Origin of the sequence: Streptomyces sp. NPDC048419 (assembly GCF_043200415.1) — a bacterium.
Classification (GTDB): Bacteria; Actinomycetota; Actinomycetes; order Streptomycetales; family Streptomycetaceae; genus Streptomyces.
On sequence record NZ_JBICXT010000027.1, the window covers coordinates 71,661 to 89,612 of the forward strand.

The 17,952-nt window shown below is 69.7% G+C and carries 16 protein-coding genes and 1 pseudogene; 10 read left to right on the top strand and 7 right to left on the bottom strand.

Annotation, left to right across the window (positions count from 1 at the left end; translation table 11 throughout):
- Position 1 precedes the first annotated feature (1 nt).
- Positions 2-709 (bottom strand): annotated as a pseudogene (locus tag ACGFYN_RS38380) (zinc-binding alcohol dehydrogenase); the annotation flags it as partial.
- A 261-nt stretch (positions 710-970) separates the two neighbouring features.
- On the opposite strand from ACGFYN_RS38380, the gene ACGFYN_RS38385 reads away from it, so the two are divergent.
- Positions 971-1,267, top strand: a complete 297-nt coding sequence (locus ACGFYN_RS38385) for a DUF1778 domain-containing protein (protein WP_393870606.1) — start codon at positions 971-973, stop codon at positions 1,265-1,267.
- Positions 1,264-1,650 carry a fic family toxin-antitoxin system, toxin component gene (locus ACGFYN_RS38390; RefSeq protein ID WP_393870607.1) on the top strand — a complete coding sequence of 129 codons (387 nt, stop codon included), beginning with the start codon at positions 1,264-1,266 and terminating at the stop codon, positions 1,648-1,650. The genes ACGFYN_RS38385 and ACGFYN_RS38390 overlap by 4 nt, the downstream gene beginning before the upstream one ends.
- Before the next feature lie 342 nt (positions 1,651-1,992).
- On the opposite strand, the gene ACGFYN_RS38395 is transcribed toward ACGFYN_RS38390, so the two are convergent.
- On the bottom strand, positions 1,993-2,706 hold the full coding sequence (locus ACGFYN_RS38395; protein WP_393870608.1) for a hypothetical protein: 714 nt from the start codon (positions 2,704-2,706) through the stop codon (positions 1,993-1,995).
- A gap of 203 nt (positions 2,707-2,909) precedes the next feature.
- Here ACGFYN_RS38395 and ACGFYN_RS38400 point away from each other — a divergent pair, with 203 nt between their 5' ends.
- Together ACGFYN_RS38400 and ACGFYN_RS38405 are read left to right on the top strand one after the other, a co-directional pair.
- Positions 2,910-4,772, top strand: a complete 1,863-nt coding sequence (locus ACGFYN_RS38400) for an alpha/beta fold hydrolase (RefSeq protein WP_393870609.1) — start codon at positions 2,910-2,912, stop codon at positions 4,770-4,772.
- Positions 4,773-4,875: 103 nt separating this feature from the next.
- Positions 4,876-6,399: a serine hydrolase domain-containing protein gene (locus ACGFYN_RS38405; RefSeq protein ID WP_393870610.1), complete on the top strand. Its 1,524-nt coding sequence runs from the start codon at positions 4,876-4,878 to the stop codon at positions 6,397-6,399.
- A gap of 325 nt (positions 6,400-6,724) precedes the next feature.
- Here the strand turns inward: ACGFYN_RS38405 and ACGFYN_RS38410 are convergent, their stop codons facing one another.
- From ACGFYN_RS38410 to ACGFYN_RS38420, 3 genes are all read right to left on the bottom strand, one after another.
- A complete protein-coding gene (locus ACGFYN_RS38410; protein ID WP_393870611.1) occupies positions 6,725-6,958 on the bottom strand; it encodes a hypothetical protein in 234 nt (77 codons plus the stop codon).
- A 969-nt stretch (positions 6,959-7,927) separates the two neighbouring features.
- Entirely contained in the window at positions 7,928-8,866 is a 939-nt protein-coding gene (locus ACGFYN_RS38415) for a MerR family transcriptional regulator (RefSeq protein ID WP_393870612.1), read from the bottom strand.
- A gap of 118 nt (positions 8,867-8,984) precedes the next feature.
- Positions 8,985-9,932 (bottom strand): helix-turn-helix domain-containing protein, encoded by a 948-nt coding sequence (locus ACGFYN_RS38420; RefSeq protein WP_393870613.1) that lies wholly within the window; start codon positions 9,930-9,932, stop codon positions 8,985-8,987.
- A gap of 128 nt (positions 9,933-10,060) precedes the next feature.
- On the opposite strand from ACGFYN_RS38420, the gene ACGFYN_RS38425 reads away from it, so the two are divergent.
- The 6 genes from ACGFYN_RS38425 to ACGFYN_RS38450 all read left to right on the top strand — a co-directional run bounded on the left by ACGFYN_RS38425 (position 10,061) and on the right by ACGFYN_RS38450 (position 15,907).
- Positions 10,061-11,104: a saccharopine dehydrogenase family protein gene (locus tag ACGFYN_RS38425; protein ID WP_393870614.1), complete on the top strand. Its 1,044-nt coding sequence runs from the start codon at positions 10,061-10,063 to the stop codon at positions 11,102-11,104.
- 423 nt (positions 11,105-11,527) lie between these two features.
- A complete protein-coding gene (locus tag ACGFYN_RS38430) occupies positions 11,528-11,734 on the top strand; it encodes a hypothetical protein (RefSeq protein WP_393870615.1) in 207 nt (68 codons plus the stop codon).
- A gap of 36 nt (positions 11,735-11,770) precedes the next feature.
- Positions 11,771-12,103 (top strand): Uma2 family endonuclease, encoded by a 333-nt coding sequence (locus tag ACGFYN_RS38435; protein ID WP_393870616.1) that lies wholly within the window; start codon positions 11,771-11,773, stop codon positions 12,101-12,103.
- Between the two features lie 213 nt (positions 12,104-12,316).
- On the top strand, positions 12,317-13,543 hold the full coding sequence (locus tag ACGFYN_RS38440; protein ID WP_393870617.1) for a PP2C family protein-serine/threonine phosphatase: 1,227 nt from the start codon (positions 12,317-12,319) through the stop codon (positions 13,541-13,543).
- 570 nt (positions 13,544-14,113) lie between these two features.
- The gene (locus ACGFYN_RS38445; RefSeq protein ID WP_393870618.1) at positions 14,114-14,317 is read left to right on the top strand and encodes a cold-shock protein; all 204 of its coding nucleotides are present in this window, start codon (positions 14,114-14,116) and stop codon (positions 14,315-14,317) included.
- A 789-nt stretch (positions 14,318-15,106) separates the two neighbouring features.
- Complete coding sequence (locus ACGFYN_RS38450; protein WP_393870619.1) at positions 15,107-15,907, top strand: hypothetical protein; 801 nt, start codon at positions 15,107-15,109, stop codon at positions 15,905-15,907.
- A gap of 556 nt (positions 15,908-16,463) precedes the next feature.
- Here the strand turns inward: ACGFYN_RS38450 and ACGFYN_RS38455 are convergent.
- A complete protein-coding gene (locus ACGFYN_RS38455; RefSeq protein ID WP_393870620.1) occupies positions 16,464-16,682 on the bottom strand; it encodes a transposase domain-containing protein in 219 nt (72 codons plus the stop codon).
- A 332-nt stretch (positions 16,683-17,014) separates the two neighbouring features.
- Positions 17,015-17,773 (bottom strand): TetR/AcrR family transcriptional regulator, encoded by a 759-nt coding sequence (locus ACGFYN_RS38460; protein WP_393870621.1) that lies wholly within the window; start codon positions 17,771-17,773, stop codon positions 17,015-17,017.
- Positions 17,774-17,952: the final 179 nt, after the last annotated feature.

Here is a 17,952-nt window from a genome sequence, read left to right on the forward strand (position 1 = left end):
TTCAGAATTCCAGCACGACCTGCAGCGCCTCGGCCGGGCGCTCGTCGAGCAGCACGTAGGCGTCGGCGGCGTCGGCGACCGGGACGACATGGCTGACGAGGCTGGTGGCGTCCACCTGTCCCTCGGCGACCAGGCGCAGGAAGGTCTGCTGGAGGCGTTCCACGCTCCAGCGGTGGGACAGCTGCGGGGGGACGCCGCCGATCTGCGAGCACACGAGCTGGACGCGGTTGTGGTGGAACTCGTCGCCCAGGCGCAGGCCGACGCCGTCGCCCTGGTAGAAGCCGGACGCCACCACGCGGCCGCCGGCGGCGACCGAGCGCAGGGCCTCGTGCAGCGCGGGGTAGGCGCCGCTGATCTCGATGGCCAGGTCCGCGCCGAGGCCTCCGGTGGTCTCGCGGATGCGCTCGGCGACGGAGTCGGTGCGGGCGTTGAGCGTGTGCTGGGCGCCGTAGTGCTTGGCGGTCTCCAGCCGGCCGTCGAGGGCGTCGACGGCGGTGACCCGGGCGCCGTTGAGCTGGGCGAGGCGGGTGGTGAGCAGTCCGATGACGCCCTGCCCGAAGACGGCGACGTCCTCGCCGAGGTGGATGTCGCCGGCCAGGACGGCGTTGTAGGCGATGGCGCCGACGCGGGCGAAGGCGCCGGCCAGCGGCTCGAGCCCGGCGGGCAGGGTGTGGCCGATCATGCGCTCGGCCGGGACGATGCCCTCGCTCAGGCGTGGTGAAGCCCATGGAGTCCTGCCGGCGCCAATGGCTGGAGCTGAACCGGCATGCCTGAGCTGGGCACCGTGCGTCGTCCTGGCTGTGGCCACTGCCCTTCCGCGCCCTGTGTCGCGCCGTCCATGTGCCGCCCACCCGAGAAGCAGACGGGGTTATGAGGTACACCGCGACTACGCGGCCGGTCCACAAGCGCAGCCGGTGCGACTGTGCCCTTCGAGGCCCACCCGCTTGGTATCGCTGGTACCGTTAATACCATGTCGGATCCCAAAGCCATGAGCCTACGCTTTCCCGACCCTGCACAGCGGGCCGCTATCGCGGCCGCGGCCAAGCAGGCGGGGGTCAGCATGCAGGAGTACATCCTCTCCGCCGCCTATGACCGTGCGACCGCTGTGGAACGGCGGTTCCTGGACGGCTTCAAGGCATCCATGGGCCGTAGCGGCGCGGCGTTCGCGGCCAAGCCCGGCAATCTGGACCCCAGCGCCGAGCATCGGGCGGCCGAGCAGGAAGCGCAGCGGGAGCTCGGGCACCAGGAGCGAGGCCACGCCGCGTGACCCAGTCGGAGCCGCTCCACCCGCTCGACGTCACCTTTCTTCTGCACGCCGCCGAGCTGCTCGCCGGCGATCCACAGGTCGACGACTTCGGACCGCTGTACGCCGCTGTCGCCCGGGTCAACGCCAGGGCGATGGAGCGCGACATCTACGGCTCCCTGCATCTCAAGGCCGCCGCGCTGCTGCAGACCCTCGCGAAACTGCCGTGCCTGGAGCACTCGAATGAAGCGTTCGCCTGGCACGCGACCGAGGCCTACCTGATCCTCAACGGGCGAGAGATGGATTACCCGCCCAAGGCCGCCGTCGCGCTCATGCGCGACGCGGCTTCCGGAGCACTCGGTGTTCCCCGGATCGCCCGCCAGCTACGCGACTGGGCCATCGACTGACCCACCCAGGCCGGCCAAGTTCGCGCCGCAGTCGTGCTCCAAGCGCTTCCGGCGAGCTGACCGAGGTAGTTCGTGACGTCCCGCCGGGGTCACGTTTGCCCTGCCGACCACGTTGCCTAGCGATTCGCCGACGGCGTGCGGACGGGATTGATGGCTTCACCCATGTGGGACTTGACGTGATCGATGACCTCGTCGAGTCCTGGGAAGGCGAGAAGTCCCCGTATGCGCAAAAGACAACCCGTCGGCCGGCAGAAGCCCTGCACCGACTGCCGAAGGGCAGCAACACCGTTGCCAGACCGCGCCATCCACCAGGACGGCTACCCGCAACGGTGCCAATGCTCGTCAGGCCGCGGTCAACTCACCCCGGTGCGCAACGCTCCCGCCAGCAGGAGGACGCCCGTGATCCCGAAGAAGATCCGCATGGTGGTAAGGCTTCGCCAGCACTTTCCGTACGGCCTGCGCACTGCGTCCGCCCAGTCCCAGACCCACACGTCGACGCCGCGATAACCGCACGCAACCACCGTGCAGGCGCTGGTCGCCAACAGCAGGAGGACACACAGCACTCCACGAATGATCAACATCATTCCCCTCCCGAGCCGGCGACCGGCGCCGCATCGCGGCATTGCCGCAGGCGGTGTAGGCGGGTGCTGAGCGTCCCTGATGCGACGGCAACGACGGCGGACGCCAGCGGCACTGGGCACGCCGCGAGGCCCCGGAAGAGCCCCTGTGCCGCCACCGCGGGATCGGCGTCGCGGGGTCGTCGATGACGTGCTCGCGGATGTCGTCATAACAGGCGGTGCCACCCACCTCGACCAGCCGGCGCAGCACCGCGCGGGCACGGGGCATCACCGCGGCGACGGTGTCGAACAGCAGCCGGTCCGTCCAGCCCTGCCACAGATCCTCGCTGCTGAGCAATTCCGGGCCCGGCCGCGGCTCGAGAACGGGGGTGTCCGGCCAACTGCCTGACAGGGTTGCGGGGTTGAGGCCGTACGCGGCCCGCACCGCCGGGATCGCCTGCTCGTAGGTGTCCCTCTTGGGGTCGATGGTCAGCTGCACGCCCGCCCCCTCCGCGATCTCCTCCCCCATCACGGCCCCCGGCCATGTCGCCGCCGGTGGGCGCGCGTGTGACCCCATTGGGCCTGCCGGAGTGCGGGGCGCGGGTGGTCTTCGCAGCATGGCGTCTGAGAACCCCCAACCAGGCGGTGACGAGATCGATCGGTGCCGGTGGGCTGTCACCGGCACCGATACGGAAGGACGACATGCCCATACGCAACCGCAGCACGGCCGCCGCAGCTGCCATGTTCCTGGCCGGCCTGACGGTGCTGAGCGCGCCTCCGGCCCACGGCACGTCCGTCGTGGCCGCCACCCGCCACAAGCCCCCGGCGAGGGCGGGCGGCCCCCCGTTCATCAGCCGCCCACAGCCCGGCCTGTCGGTGGGACGGACAACCGGTGAGGCGCTGCCTGCACGCTCGACGGCCGGCACGCACACCGTCGCCTCCGGGAACACGTTGTGGGACATCGCCCAGCAGGCCCTCGGCAACGCACTGCGGTGGGACAGCGTCTACTTGCTCAATCAGCAGAGCATCGAGGATGAGGCCCGTCGGCACGGGTACGCCTCCAGTGACCGGGGCCACTGGATCTTTCCGGGCACCGTACTCACCCTGCCTCCAACACCGGCGGCACAGACGCAGCCGTCGTCGCGCTTCGAGCCCGCCCCCTGCCCCACCACTTACGGAGAGCTCAAGGAGACCCGCTGCGGCTTCCTCGTCGTACCGGAAAACCGGGCCCATCCCACTGCGCGGACCCTTCGCCTGGCCGTTGCGCTCGTCCGCTCGGCATCACCGAGGCCACACCCCGATCCGATCGTGTTCTTCACCGGCGGGCCCGGCGCGGACGCGCTTGGGAACATATCGGAACTCACCGAGGCCGGACTGAACCGCGACCGTGATCTGGTCGTCCTGTCCCAGCGCGGAACGTACTCGTCCCAGCGGCCGCTGACCTGTCCCGAGATCGACCGGTTCTACGGGGAGCGTGTCGGCCTCCTCTACGACGCCCCCTCCACCGGAGACCGATACGTTCGGGCAGCGGCCCGGTGCCGCGAGCGCCTGACAGCCCAGGGAGTCGATCCGGCTGCCTACAACACCAGCGAGAACGCCGCCGACGTGGCGGATCTGCGCAGGGCCCTGGGAATCCGGGAGTGGAACGTGCTGTCCCACTCCTACGGGACACAGCTGGCGCTGACCTATATGCGCATGTTCCCCGAAGGGGTCCGTTCGGTGACCGTCGACGGCGTCGTGCCGCCGTCCGTGGCAACGCCCGGGTGGACGTGGAGCAGCATGCGGGAGTCGTTCGACAACATCGTGAGCGCCTGCGCGACCCAGCCCGCGTGCCGGCAGCGCCACCCGGACATCGGTGCCACCTTCCTACGCATGGTGCGTCAATTGGAGGCTCATCCGGTCACCACACACGTGACGGTGCCGCAGGTCGGGACGGTGAAGGTGGTCCTCGACGGCGGGGCGCTGCTGAACTGGATGGTGCGCGCCAGTCACGCCCCCGACACCTTCCCGGTGGGCGTGGACGAGTTGGCCCACGGCCGCCCCGAGCGCATCGCCGAGCAGTGGGCGGCCGCCTGGCTCCCCGGCTCGCAGGGGATGTTCGCCCACGGGTTTTCGCTGAGCGTGTGGTGCAGCGAATGGGTTCCGTTCGAGACCCCCGCCGAACAGCTCGCCAAGGGGCGGCGAGCCTTTCCCGAGCTTCCCCGCTCGGTCCTGGCCCAGGCGCCGCAGCTGCCGTTCCTGCGTCAGGCATGTCAGGCCTGGGACGTTGCGAAGGCACCCGACTCCGTTCGTGCGGTCACTCGGAGCAGCATTCCCACCCTTGCCATCTCCGGAAGTTTCGACGCCCAGACGGGGGCTCAGTGGGGGCGCTACGTGGCCCGGACGCTTTCCCGCTCCACGGTGGTCACCCTGGCCGGTGTCGCCCACGGGACGTTCGACACTCCGTGCGGGGCAAAGGTGATCACCTCCTTCTTCGACGACCCCGCAAGCCCGGACACCCGGTGCGTGAACTCCGTGAAACCGGCGCCGTTCGTCACCGACGGTGAGGCCAAAACCCGTGAATGATGATCTGCTGTCGGCCGGCTCCGACACCGTGCGCTCTACGCCCTCTGGACTTGTCGGCCCCGCGCGGTGGTCTCGCCGCGGCCTTCTGAGCGCTGCGGCAGCGGTGGGCTGCGCGAGCGTCTCGCTGGGGACGGCGGCGCCGGCGGCCGCGTCCCCGCGCTCCGCTGTCCGCGGCGGCGGCACCGGCGCTACCGGGAACTCACCGTTCAGCGCCCTGGACGCCAAGATCGAGGAGGCCATGCGGGCGTACTCGATCCCCGGAGCGGCGGTGGGCGTGCTCCTGGACGGCCAGGAGTACGTGAAGGGGTACGGCATCACCAATGTCGACCATCCCGTCCCGGTCGACGGTGACACCGTCTTCCGGGTCGGCTCGACCACCAAGACCTTCACCGGCACGACGATGATGCGGCTGGTCGAGCGGGGCGACGTCGAGCTGGATGCCCCGGTGCGCCGCTACCTCGCCGATTTCGCGGTCGCCGACCCGTACGCGTCGGCGCAGGTCACCGTGCGGCAGTTGCTCAACCACAGCGCCGGGTGGCTGGGCGACGACTACCAGGACTTCGGCCCCGGGGACGACGCGCTGGCCCGCTTCGTGGCGTCCATGGCCCGATTGCCGCAACTCACCGCCCCCGGCAAGGTGTTCGCCTACAACAACGCGGCGCTGTGCGTGGCCGGCCGGATCATCGAGGTGGTGACCGGCACGGCCTACGAGGCGGCGGTGCGCGAACTGGTCATCGATCCGCTCGGCCTCGACCACACCCGCTTCTCCAGTGATGAGATCGTGGGCTTCAACGTCGCGGCGTCACACAACGTCGTCGACGCAAAGGCCGTGCTGGATCCGGATTTCTGGCCCCAGCCACGCAGCCTCGCGCCGACCGGCGGCCTGATCTCCAGCGTGCGCGACCAGCTGAGCTGGGCCCGCTTCCACCTCGGGGACGGTACGGCTGACGGCGGCACACGACTGCTGAGCAGGGCATCGCTAAAACAGATGCGCTCCACACCCGGCCCCGGCGGCACGCTGGTCGTGGAACTCGACGGCATGGGAGTCACCTGGATGCTGCGTCCGACGGCACAGGGAGACCGGATCGTGCAGCACGGCGGGACCTGGCCGGGTCAGATCTCGGGCTTCCTGATGGTTCCCAGCCGAGGCTTCGCACTGACCTTGCTGACCAACTCGGAAGGCGGGACGCGGCTCCGGGACGAGCTGTTCACCGACGACTGGGCCCTCAGCCGGTTCGCCGGGGTGACCAACCTGCCGGCCAGGTCCACCGCCATGAGCGGTCGGGAACTGGCACCCTACGAGGGCCGTTACATCGCCCAGCGGATCAATGACGAGGGCGCCGTGGAGGACGCCGTCATCGAACTGACTCGGCACGACGGACGGCTGCGCGGTACCCAGAGTGCCCACGGCCCGGCCGGCAAGGCCGCAGTCCCCCCCGACGAAGAGGACGCGGTCCAGGACCAGACCAGCGAGGTCAAAGTCGCCTTCTACCGAGAGGACTTCGCGCTGGACCTCACCCCCGACGGCAGACCGGTCGGCACCCGCTCCGACTTCGTGCGCGGACCCGACGGGAAAGTGGCGTGGTGGCGCAACCACGGACGGCTGCACCGCCACCAGACACAGTGACACGCGCGGACGAGGCTCCGGGGCACCTCCAGCAAGCGTGGGGTGGGCACGCCCCCCATGTTCATCAGCGATCAAGCGCCATCCCCCAGCCCGACCACTCCCCCAGCCGGCCCGACCATCGACGACCCGGCCCCACGGCAGGTCACAGCACCACACAGACCCATGCGGCCGAACCCTGCGCAATGTGACGGGTGTTTACCCAGATATGGAACGGCAGGTTGGCAGTCCCCCTGACCGCTGAGCGCATTCTCGGGCCGTTCGCACAAGGCGGACGGGGCCCGTTCCGCCCCTCTGACGGCGGCCGGGCCCCGCTCACCAGGCTGCTCTACTTCAGGAACGTGGCGTCAGCGCCACCAAAGCTGTCCTTCTGACCCAGGTCCAGGTCCCCTTCGGTGCCCAGACCCGCGGCGGGCTGGTCATCGAACGCGGGGCCCTGCCAGTCCTGGTCCACCTGGCTGCTGGTCCCCTCGTCACCGGTGTCAGCGGCGGCAGCGGCCGCGCCACCGAAGACGACCAAGGCGCCGAGAGCGGTAGCAGCGACTGCGATACGGATACGCATGGGTACTCCCGTGAAATGGAGGCTGTTGTCCCATGAACATCACCCTCAAAACGACAGAGAGTAACCAGAAGCCACCCGGACGAGTGACACCCCTCCCACCAGCTTCAACGTCCGATTCCCTCTGTGCGACACACAGAAAGCCAACCTCCGGCAGCCGGCCACCACCGCCCTGCGCAGTCACAACCGCAGGCCCCCCACCCCGACCACGACCGGCTTCAACCCCGACCACGGACCGGACCACAGCAGGTCGCAGCAGTGCGCAGACGGCACGGCCAAACCTGCGCAATCAGCTGCCTACTACGCATCAGTTGAAGCAGCCGCGGGGTCCGCAAAGCGCCGTGCGCACCACCCCCGAATGGCCGCGCACCGCACGCGAACCCTGCGCACAGGGATTCGCGTCACGGTCACAGCAGCGAATACGCCGCCGATCGCGCAGACCCGCCGCCCTGCGCAGCCGGCTCCACCCCACCGCCGTGCACGACGCCCGGCCGAGCCTGAGCACCGGCAGACCCGCTGCCGGTACTCGTCATGGAGCCGACGAAGCGCACGACGGCCACAAAGACCTGAAAAGCCCCGCCCGCCCGCCTGCCACGGGGCGGGCAGGCGGACGAGGCCGCGTTGGACGCCGCCTGGGCCGGCCTGCCCGAGACTCCCGACCGCAGCGCCAGCGTGCACACCAGGCGCGGGCGCCAGAAGTCCCGGCCCGCGCGCCGCAGCAACGCCGCTTCGAGGCGTAGCCGAGCGGGGCCGACACCGCTGAGCGTCACTGAGCATGGGGGCTATCCGGCGGCCGGACGACACGGAGCCAGATGCGGCGATGCCTTCAACACGTCGTCGCTCCGGACCTACCGTGCCGTTGCGAGGAGTCCAAGTGGGTCATCACACGCCGGCGTCGGACTCCCTGGCGCCCTGTCCGCGGGCCGCCCTTTGGTCTCATTCCGGGATCGGGAGCGGTCCTTACTGCGGTGACTATGCGACGCGGTCCTTTCGCAGTGCCTGGATGAGCCAGGGGTACACCGGGATGAGGCTCGGTACCACCTGCCAGTCGTTGACGATCCATACCAGGCGCCAGTACCGCTCCACCTGAGGATCGTGCGCCTCTTCGAACTCCTGCGCCATCCAGTGTCGGAACTCCGTGTCAGGGGTGCGCGCGAACACCTCGGCGAAGCGGTGCACGAGGTCGTCGATGACGGGTGCGGCCCTGTCACTGAGCGGGTCTATGCCCGACTCCATGGTCTCGGCGACCTTCTGGCGGGTGAATTCCGTCAGTTCCTCGCCGGCATCCCTTTCGATGTCGAGCGGACGCCCGGCGGCCTGGCGCATGGCCATCCGGCGCATCCGGGCACGGAAATCCTCGTCGCCGACCAGCTCGGCGAGCTCCACCCAGGCGGTGACCTGCTCGCCGGTCGGATCATCGGGGAGGTCGGGGGTTGCAGCAACCACCATGGCCACCGCGGCCGAATCGGCATCCGCGGTGCGGAAGGTGCCAGACACGAAATCGTCGATCAAACGTCGGCGTTCCTCGCCGGACAACTGCGCGAGCCTGTGCATGAGCTTGGTCTCCTCCAGATTGGACCCGCGCCTGGCCACGACTCGCAGCACGCTCCGACGCAGGAGCAGCGTCCGGATCTGGACGTCCATGGCGTCGGCGTGCGCCGTGGCGACTTCTGTCATGGAGAGCTTGCGGTCCAGTACCCGTTGAATCGTGGCCAGGTCCATGCCCAACTCACGCAGTGTGCGGACGAGTTCCAGACGAAGCAGTGCGTCCAGGTCGTAGAGCCGATAGCCGGCGGGACTTCGGGTGGTCGGCGCTACCACCCCCGAATCGGAGTAGAACCGGATTGTCCTCACTGGCAAGCCGGTCCGTCGGGAGAGCTCCCCGATCGAGTAGAGATTCGTAACGTCCATGCCCCCACTCTGCTGTCTCCAGTCACTGGAGAGTCAAAGCCTCTTCCCCAGCTGGGCGCGCGAAGGCAACGGTGTGCGTCACGGCCCGCCGGCAACCTCCGGCTACGAGTCCTTGGACTCATTCTCCTTCTTGGGTGCGGAAGGTGCGGCGGTAGGTGTCGGGTGGGACGCCGACGGTGCGGTGGAAGTGGCGGCGCAGGGTGGTGGCGGTACCCATGCCGGTGGCCACAGCGATGGTGTCCACGGTGGCGTTGGTGGTTTCCAGCAGTTCCTGGGCGTGGCGGATGCGCTGGGTGTGGAGCCACTGCAGTGGTGTGGTGCCGGTGAGGTGTTTGAAGTGGCGGCTGAGATGGCGTGAGCTCATGCCGGCCTGGTGGGCCAGGTCCTCTACGGTGAGCGGCTGGTCCAGTCGCTCCAGCGCCCAGGGCAAGAGCTCGCCCAGGGGGTGGTTGCCCGGGGCGGGGACGGGCGTGGCGATGAACTGGGCCTGGCCGCCGTCGCGGTGGGGCGGGATGACCAGACGGCGGGCGATCTTGTTGGCGACGGCCGAGCCGTGGTCGAGGCGGACCAGGTGCAGGCACAGGTCCATGGCGGCGGCCTTGCCCGCGGAGGTGAGGACGTCGCCGTTGTCGACGTAGAGGACGTCTGGATCGACGGTGGCCGCTGGGTGGCGCCGGGCCAGTTCCCGCGTGTGGGCCCAGTGTGTGGTGGCGCGCTTGCCGTCGAGCAGTCCTGCCGCGCCCAGGATGAAGGCGCCCGTGCACAGTGAGGCCACGCGGGCGCCGGCCGCGTGGGCGGCGCGCACCGCCTCGACCAGCTCGACGGGCGGTTCGCGATCCGTGTCGGCCCAGCTGGGGACGATCACCGTGTCCGCGTGCGCAAGGTGGTCGAGCCCGTGGTCGCTGTCCAGGCGGAAGCGGCCGACGCGCGCCGGACCGTTGCCACAGAGGGCGAAGTCGTACCAGGGGTCCACGATGTGGGTCAGGTCGGCCCCGAAGACCTCGACGGCCACGGACAGTTCGTAGTGGAGCATGCCGTCGGTGACGGCCAGCGCGACAGTGGGCATGTCCGAAACTGTACGCGGCATGTCGTTTCCGACTCTCGTGCGGGGCGCTGCCGCGAGGACAGGATGGGGGTGTCAAGCCGCAACGGATCAACATCGCAGCGGGCGTTCGAGTGCACGGGAGCCGTCTCATGGGGTCAGGGCAGCTGGTGGCGGTGTTCGGCGCGTACGGCCACACCGGGCGGTTCGTGGTGGCGGAGCTGGCCGCGCGTGGGTTCCTGCCGGTGCCCGTCGGGCGCAACGCGCAGGCTTTGCAGGAGCTGGCCGACGAGCACGGGCTGCAGGCCCGGGTGGCGTCGGTCGCAGACCCGGCCTTGCTGGACCGGGCCCTGGAGGCAACGGCGGCGGTCATCAACTGCGCCGGCCCCTTCGCCTCGACCGCCGGCCCCGTGATCGAGGCTGCGCTGCGCGCAAAGATCCCCTACCTGGACGTCGCCGCCGAGCTCGAGGCAAACCTCGACACCTTCGCCCACTACCGCGAGCGGGCCCGGGACGCGCAAGCGGTGATCGTCCCGGCCATGGCCTTCTTCGGCGGTCTCGGCGACCTGCTGGCCACCGCGGCGATGGGCGACTGGACCGAAGCCGACGAGGCACACATCGCCTACGCGCTCAGCAGCTGGCACCCCACCACCGGCACCCGGCTCTCGGGCGCGGTCTCCCGCCAGCGGCGCGGCGCCCACCGCCTGCGCTACCGCGGCGGACGGTGGGAGCACCGCACCGACGACGCGCCCACCCTGGAGTGGACCTTCCCGGATCCGATGGGACCCCGGCCGGTGATCGGGGAGTTCACGATGGCGGACGTCGTCACCGTCCCCCAGCACCTGTCCATCCCCGACGTGACCACCTACATGACCGCCGAGGCGGCCCGCGACGTCGCCGCGCCCCATACGCCGGCCCCGACCGCCGCCGACAAGAGCGGGCGCTCGGACCAGACCTTCCTCGTCGACGTCGTCGTGCGCGCGGGTGGAGCCGAACGCCGGGCCACGGCCGGCGGCCTGGACATTTACGCCGTCACCGCGCCCCTCGTCGCCGAGGCCCTCGAACGCGTCCTGACCGGCCGCACCAAGACCACCGGCGTCGCCTCCGCCGGCGAGATCTTCGACGCCCCCGACTTCCTGCACGCCCTCGCCCCGCACCTCGCACTCGACCTGCACCCGCGCAAGCAGACGGCGTGACATCAGCCAACCGCCCGGGCTGCCGGCCGCGCCCTCAGCGAGCCGCGACGACACCGACGTCGGCGGCCTCGTTCGATTCCCTCACCTTCACCCGCGCTGTCCCCCGTGCTGAACAACCGCTGCCCAAACCCGGGCTCCGGTCCACTTCTTGTGGTTCACCGCCTCGCTCACCGCCACCCCGCCCGAGGACGGGATACGCCTCGCCGCGACCGGCGTCAGCGAGGACTGGTTCCACCGACTCGTACGCGCCAGCGGCCTGTCGCCGCCGGACTTCGCCCTGCTGGTCCGAGCCCACCGTCACGGTGGACCCGCGGGTGTCGCAATCGCCCGCGCGCCCTTCACCCCCGGCCCCGTCGACATGGCCGCCGCCCGCACCGCGCCCACCGACCTCGCCGCCCCGACAACGCCGACACGCCGACGACATTGCCCGCACCGTGCGGCTACGCTCCTGCCCGCAGCCGCCTCACCGCCGACGACGAGGGCATCCAGATCCGCCTCGGCCCCGGCAACCGCCGGCACCCCTGCACCCGCGAAGGCAGCGGCGCCGTACGGTGGCCCGGCGCCCCCGCCGCAGCCGACCCCGTCGCTGCTCCGGTCACGGCCCGCACCGCCGCCGCCCCGCGGAACTGATCGCCAAGCCGGCCAGGGCGCCCGAAGGAGGACACGATGACGACCGCGTGGGACGCGCTGCCGCACTGGATGCTGCCGCCCCGGCCCAGTGGGTGGGAGGCCGATGACCTCGACAACGCACCCGGCCTCCCCCGGCACACCAAGCTGATCGATGGAGCGCTGATCTTTATGATCTCCCCGCAGCGGTCCTGGCACGCCCGCGTCGTCACCCGGCTGACGACCGCACTGGACCATCAGGCCGCTGAGGGATGCGTGATGGACCGGGACATGACCGTCAAGCTGAACGAGAAGAACCGCCCCGAACCTGCCGTCCTTGCTGTCACGGTCCCCCGCCCCGCAAACCGACCGCTCGCTCCTTGCCGGCGGTAACGTCGAACGACACCCGGCCCCAGGCACATCCTTACCGGCTTTCGGAAGCCACGTCCGGTCGCACCGCTTGAGGAGAAGGGGGCCGGGCGATGCCGCGGCACAGGGCTGGCCAGGTGACTGGGGCCAACCGACGGGAACGGTGCCGGGGCAGGGTGGCGTGTGGGCTCTTACCGTGAACAGCCCACTGACAGTCGGAGTCGAGGCAGGCAGCCCATGAACCCGCAGATCGACTACGAGGCGGTCTTCCACGCCCTGCCGGGCATGGTGGCGCTGCTCACGCCGGACCTGGTGTACGCCGACGCCAACAAGGACTTCCAGCGGCTGGCCGGACGCAGCCGCGAGCAGCTGGTGGGCCGCTACATTTTCGATGTCTTTCCCGAGAACCCGAACGATCCGGCCGCCGCCGGTATGCGGGAGACCCAGGCGTCCATGCTGCGGGTGGTCGCCACGGGCGAGCGCGACACCATGGCACTGGTCCGCTACGACATCGAGGATCCCCAGCGGCCCGGGCTGTGGGAGGAGCACTACTGGAGCCCGGTCAACGCCCCCGTCCTGGACCCGGACGGGCGGGTGGTGCTCATCGTGCACCGCGTGGAGGAGATCACCGAACTGCTTCGCGCCCGCGACAGCGCGGCCGCCGGCAACGGGTCACGGGTCCTGCAGGCCGAGCTCTACACCCGCTCTCGTGAACTCCAGGAAGTCAACGAACGCCTGCGCCAGGCCCACGCCCGTGAGCGCGAAGTGGCCGTGGCCCTGCAGGAGGCGATGCTGCCCACCCCCAGCCCCGTCGGCCACCACCAGGCAGCCGTGCGTTACCAGCCCGCCACCTCCACCCTGAACGTGTGCGGCGACTGGTACGACCTGGCCGACCTGCCCGGTGACAGCATCGCGGTCGCCGTCGGCGACGTCGTCGGCCACGGCCTGGCGGCCGCCTGCGTCATGGGACAGCTGCGCAGCGCGCTCAGCGCCGCCTGCCGCGTCGCCGACGGCCCCGCCCGCGCCCTGGACGCCCTGGGCCTGTACGCCCGCCATGTCCAGGGCGCCGAGTCGACCAGCGCGGTGACGGTCTTCATCGACTGGGACCGCCACACCCTCACCTACAGCAGCGCCGGCCACCCACCACCCGCCCTGCTCCACCCCGACAACACCGTCACCTTCCTCGACCAGGCCACCGACCCACCCCTCGGCGCCCGCCCCGAACACGTCCCGCGCCCCCAGGCCCACACCCCGTTCACCGAGGGCGCCACCCTGATCCTGTACACCGACGGCCTGATCGAACGCCGACACGAAGACATCGACACCGGCCTGACCCGCCTCGCCACCTCCCTCACCCACCACCGACACAGCACCCCCGAAAACCTCGCCGACACCCTCCTGACCGACCTCCTCCCACCCACCGGCAACACCGACGACATCGCCCTCGTCGTCATCCGCCTGTGAACGAAACACCCCACACACCAACCCCACGGACTACGGGCCGCCGACCTCGAACACACGCCGCAACGCGAAAGGACCGCCTGTCGCGGCGCCAGAGGCGTGAGAGCAGCCGGTCAGGTAGGCATTCTGGGTCCCGCACGATCAGCCAGACGCCGCTCGGCGCACCACTGCGCGTCCTTGCCGGTCCAGTTGACGCTCTCGCCCCGGGTGAACTGGGCGTAGTGTCACTGATCTCGTCGAACGCGTACCGGCGCGGGGTCCCCAGCCGCTAGGCGGTGTGCTCGAACCGGGTGAACAGCCGGTCGCACTCGTCCAGGCCGATGATGTCCGGCACGCGGGTGACCTGATTGGGGAACACACCGACACGCCGGGCGCTCGGCCCGGCGCCTTCTCACTAGCGGCTGCCACCCGCGGGGTGTAGCGTTTGGATCTAGCAGTCGTGGTTCCGAAGTTCCGTTCGCCCGTGATCGCCATCACGGGCGTTTCTTGCGTTTCGACGTCTCTCTTTGGACCAGGGCGATCACCTCCCGGGCACGCAGGGTGCGGGCCCATATTCCCTCGAAGGAGACGGCCATGGCCAAGGGCACCGTCAAGTGGTTCAACAGCGAAAAGGGCTTCGGCTTCATTGAGCAGGAAGGCGGCGGCCCCGACGTCTTCGCCCACTACTCCAACATCGCCGCCCAGGGCTTCCGCGAGCTGCAGGAAGGCCAGAACGTCGAATTCGACGTCACCCAGGGCCAGAAGGGCCCCCAGGCGGAGAACATCCGCCCCCTCTGATCGCACCGCTCCCGCAAGACCCGGCATCCAAGCTTCACGATGCCGGGTCTTGCCGCTCTTGCGGACAGACCCACCAGCCACCGTCGGATCGGCAACGCCTGCAGCGTGGCGGCCGAAGGGCTTTTTGCGCAGCCCGGCTCCCCTGGTGAACTCCTGCTCCACTCGGACCCGTTCACGCAGCAGAACGGGATGGCGGCCTGGTCCCGTGCCCACGTGGACGTCGATATGCCACAGCAACATCCCGAAGGCGCGCAGCGGCATCGTCAGGGCCAGGTCCTGGTCCTGGTCGGCGCCCTGGTCTGGGCGCTCGCGGACGGTGCGGGCCACGAGGTCCACGATCGACGCTGTGTCCTGGACGGCCGACAGGAAGACACTCGGGCCCTCGGCGTGCGGCTGAATGTGGGTCAGGACGTCGTCGACGAGCGCGGCTGCCCCCCTCCAGCGGGCGCGCGATGGCACCGGCACATGGGCGTTACGGCGCCGTCGTCCACATGGGCACCTGCTCACGGGAGGACGGTCCAGTCAGACTCCCGGCAGTGCCCGGCGCCTCCCCGGCCGGGGCCAGCACCCAGTTACGCACGTCACCGACGTGCGCCGGGCCCCACTCCCGGCGCATGCTGAAAGGTGCGGCGAGGCCCAAGCCGCGGCGCCGGGATGCGGTGAGCGGCATGGGTGCAGCCGCGGCACTTCAAAAGATCCTTGGCGACCCCAGGGCGCCGAGCGCCCGCCCGCATGACCTCGTGCCCCCGACGCTCAGGCCGCCCTGATCGTGACCACGAGGAGCGCGCCATGTCGCAGCAGTTGAATGCCACGCTGTCGGGACAGGCCCCGGCAGCCCTCGCCGAAGACGTCTCCCTCGCCACTCCCCTGACCGCACCCCGCATCACCGGCCGCGACGCGGTCTCGGCAACCCTGGGCACCTACCAGCAGGCCCTCGCCGCACCCGAAGCCACTCTCCGGCTCAAAGGAGACCAGGTGGAGGGAATCGTCTACAGCGCAAGCCCCGACGGACGACCGACGGAAATCGTGGCACTGGCCCGGTTCGACGCCGCGGGTCTGATCACCACCATCGACGCCTACGGCCGGCCATGGCCCTTCATGGCCCTGCTGCGCGAAACGATCGCCAAGACCGACCCTGCCCTCGCGGACCCGGATCTCGGAACCGGCCCCTACGCCCCCGAGGGGCCGTCGCCAGTGTGGGTCGCACATCCGCACGTTCCCCCGCTGGCACAGGATGTCATCCTGTACTCCCCCATCCTGAGCGAAGAGCCGACAGGGAAAGCCGTGGTCGGCCCCGTCCTCAAGGCAGCGGCGCAAAGCTTCAGCGACCTCAAGGTCCGTACCGTCCTCGACGTCGAGGGCCGATCGGCCTTCGCGGTCGTGATCGACGAATTCGTCGATGGCCACGTGCAGCAGCTCGTCGAGATCTTCACCCTCGACGAGGCGGGCGACGTCGCAGAGATCCGGATCTTCACCCGCCCATGGCGCGTGACCGCCCACTTCCGCCAGCGGATGTACACCCTGCTGAAAGACCTACTCGGCCCCGAATTCTGGGAAGGCCCCGACCCACAAAACCCCCTACCCCAATGACGAAACGGCAGCCACACACAGAGCCCTATGCACGGCGGCATCCCGAGCAATGACACCGCCAGCCCCCAGCGGGCGTTCCTTCTGCGGCCAGCGGACCCCAAGGGGGGAGACTGGGGGCGATCCTCTCGCAACGCGCCGGGGCTCGGAGCTTCGCGCGGGACGTGTGTCAGGGGACGACGCACGTCCCGCGCGTGGCCGTCTGGCACCGGCGAGGCGGGTGCGGCCATCTCCCGCCTTCTGCTGCCCGTTGGCGCTCCGTCCTTACCGCGCGAAACAGGCCCAACTTCTCCGTAGGACAGCTGAGTTCATCTGAGTCCCCGATACCTCGGGGCGGCCGCATACGGGACGATCATCAGGTATCTGTCAGCATCCACCGCCAGGGAGCTGCCATGACGAACGCACCCCGCCCCTTTGCCGCGGCGCGGTCGATCGAACTGGCCGCGAGGAGTCCCTGGCCCTGCTGGCCGGCATCCCCCTGGGCCGAGCCGGCCTCGCGCCCAGCGGGCGCAGCCAGTGATCCGTCCGGTCAACCACCGGGTCGACGGCGACAGCATCGTCATCCGCACCTGCGGGCATAGCCCTTGCCTGGCTCCAGCCACAACGCCAGCACCAGACAGATCATCAACTTCGCCGGCAACGACCGCGTCCGCTCCTCAAGCGTCCCCGCCTCATCGATCGCCGCCAGCACGGCCTCCTCCGGGAACACCGCCCCCAGCAGCCCGATCGACACGTCATCCACCAGCTGCCCAGCGACCCCGCCCTCGGCACGCTCCACTCGAAGATCATCTGACCAGCGGCGTCAACGCATGTCCATGGGGCGAATCCCGACCCACCGCGCGAATAGCGCTCTTGCGCTCCCACAGAATCGTGTCCCTGGCAGGTGGTTAGGACGCTGTTGCCGAGCGGCTGAGGGCGGGCATGCGGAAGTTCACGGTCGCTCGGGCATTGAAGAGGCAGGGCTGTTCTCCCGCGTCCCATCAGCATGGTCATCGACCACTGGGCGTCGGCTTCGCTGCCGGCGGGGGCAACGGGGCTGGTCAAGGGCTGTCGATGCGTGCGGCGGTACCGGCGGCCGTCGGGCCGATGTCCCGCTTCTTGCGAGGCAGTTCAGCGGGTATCGGTGCGTCGAGCGATCAGGACCTCGATTCCGTCCAGGATCCGGGTGAGGCCGAAGTCCACGTCGTCGTCGCCGATGGCATCGTCGTATTCGTGATGCGTCATCATGGCCGCCAGGATGGGATATCCGTGCTCATGCAGGAGCGGTTGAAGGAACCGTGCCACGGCGGCCGACTGCACGGGCGCCGCACTGCTGTTGCGCACGTCGCGGCGGGCGCTGGCGATGCGCCGCGCGTAGCCGTCAAGCAGCAGCGCACACCCTAGCGATTCGGCAGAGCTCAGCCCGGCGCCGGTGAGCGCTTTCAGCAGGACTTCTGTCCAGCGCAGCAGGTTCGGGGTCGTCGGCGCCCCGCGGATGGGCAGGTCAGGCAACCATGGATGAGTGTCGCATCGCTCGATCATCGCCCTGGTCCACTTGGCGGCCGCACCTCGCCACTGATCCGTGCCGGTTTCCAGGTCCGGCGCCGGGCCCCACGCGGTCTCGGCGACGAGCACCAGCAGTTCGTCCCGCGAGCTGACGTACCGGTAGATCGCGTTGGCGGTGAGCCCCACCCTCCTGGCGATGTTCGGCATGGACAGGGCCGCGAAGCCTTCATCGTCGGCCAGCCCGACAGCTGCTTCGACGATTGCTTCAACGCTCTGCGAGGGCTTTCGGCCCAGTCGCCCCGGCTTGGCGGTCAGCCCCCACGCCAGGGCGAGGCCAGGCGGCAGCCGCTCATCGTCACCAGTCGGCATCGGGCTCATCTCCATGTCTCGTCCACGGCCCATTGACTTTGTGGGTGCCTCACACTTTATATTAGTGTGGACCCCACACGAACTGTTTGAGGATGTGAACACCGGTGAATCCCATAGGTCAAGATCTCTCACGAGGGCATCGCAGGTCGCAGGCCACGGTGCGGCCAGGCTTACGGGCCCTGCTGACCGCTCTG

Excerpts from the sequence above, each read along its gene's own strand:
- ACGFYN_RS38385 (WP_393870606.1), top strand. The coding sequence starts at position 971 with ATGTCGGATCCCAAAGCCATGAGCCTACGCTTTCCCGACCCTGCACAG.
- ACGFYN_RS38400 (WP_393870609.1), top strand. The coding sequence starts at position 2,910 with ATGCCCATACGCAACCGCAGCACGGCCGCCGCAGCTGCCATGTTCCTG.
- ACGFYN_RS38410 (WP_393870611.1), bottom strand. The coding sequence starts at position 6,958 with ATGCGTATCCGTATCGCAGTCGCTGCTACCGCTCTCGGCGCCTTGGTC.
- ACGFYN_RS38415 (WP_393870612.1), bottom strand. The coding sequence starts at position 8,866 with ATGGACGTTACGAATCTCTACTCGATCGGGGAGCTCTCCCGACGGACC.
- ACGFYN_RS38420 (WP_393870613.1), bottom strand. The coding sequence starts at position 9,932 with ATGCCCACTGTCGCGCTGGCCGTCACCGACGGCATGCTCCACTACGAA.
- ACGFYN_RS38425 (WP_393870614.1), top strand. The coding sequence starts at position 10,061 with ATGGGGTCAGGGCAGCTGGTGGCGGTGTTCGGCGCGTACGGCCACACC.
- ACGFYN_RS38435 (WP_393870616.1), top strand. The coding sequence starts at position 11,771 with ATGACGACCGCGTGGGACGCGCTGCCGCACTGGATGCTGCCGCCCCGG.
- ACGFYN_RS38440 (WP_393870617.1), top strand. The coding sequence starts at position 12,317 with ATGAACCCGCAGATCGACTACGAGGCGGTCTTCCACGCCCTGCCGGGC.
- ACGFYN_RS38445 (WP_393870618.1), top strand. The coding sequence starts at position 14,114 with ATGGCCAAGGGCACCGTCAAGTGGTTCAACAGCGAAAAGGGCTTCGGC.
- ACGFYN_RS38450 (WP_393870619.1), top strand. The coding sequence starts at position 15,107 with ATGTCGCAGCAGTTGAATGCCACGCTGTCGGGACAGGCCCCGGCAGCC.
- ACGFYN_RS38460 (WP_393870621.1), bottom strand. The coding sequence starts at position 17,773 with ATGGAGATGAGCCCGATGCCGACTGGTGACGATGAGCGGCTGCCGCCT.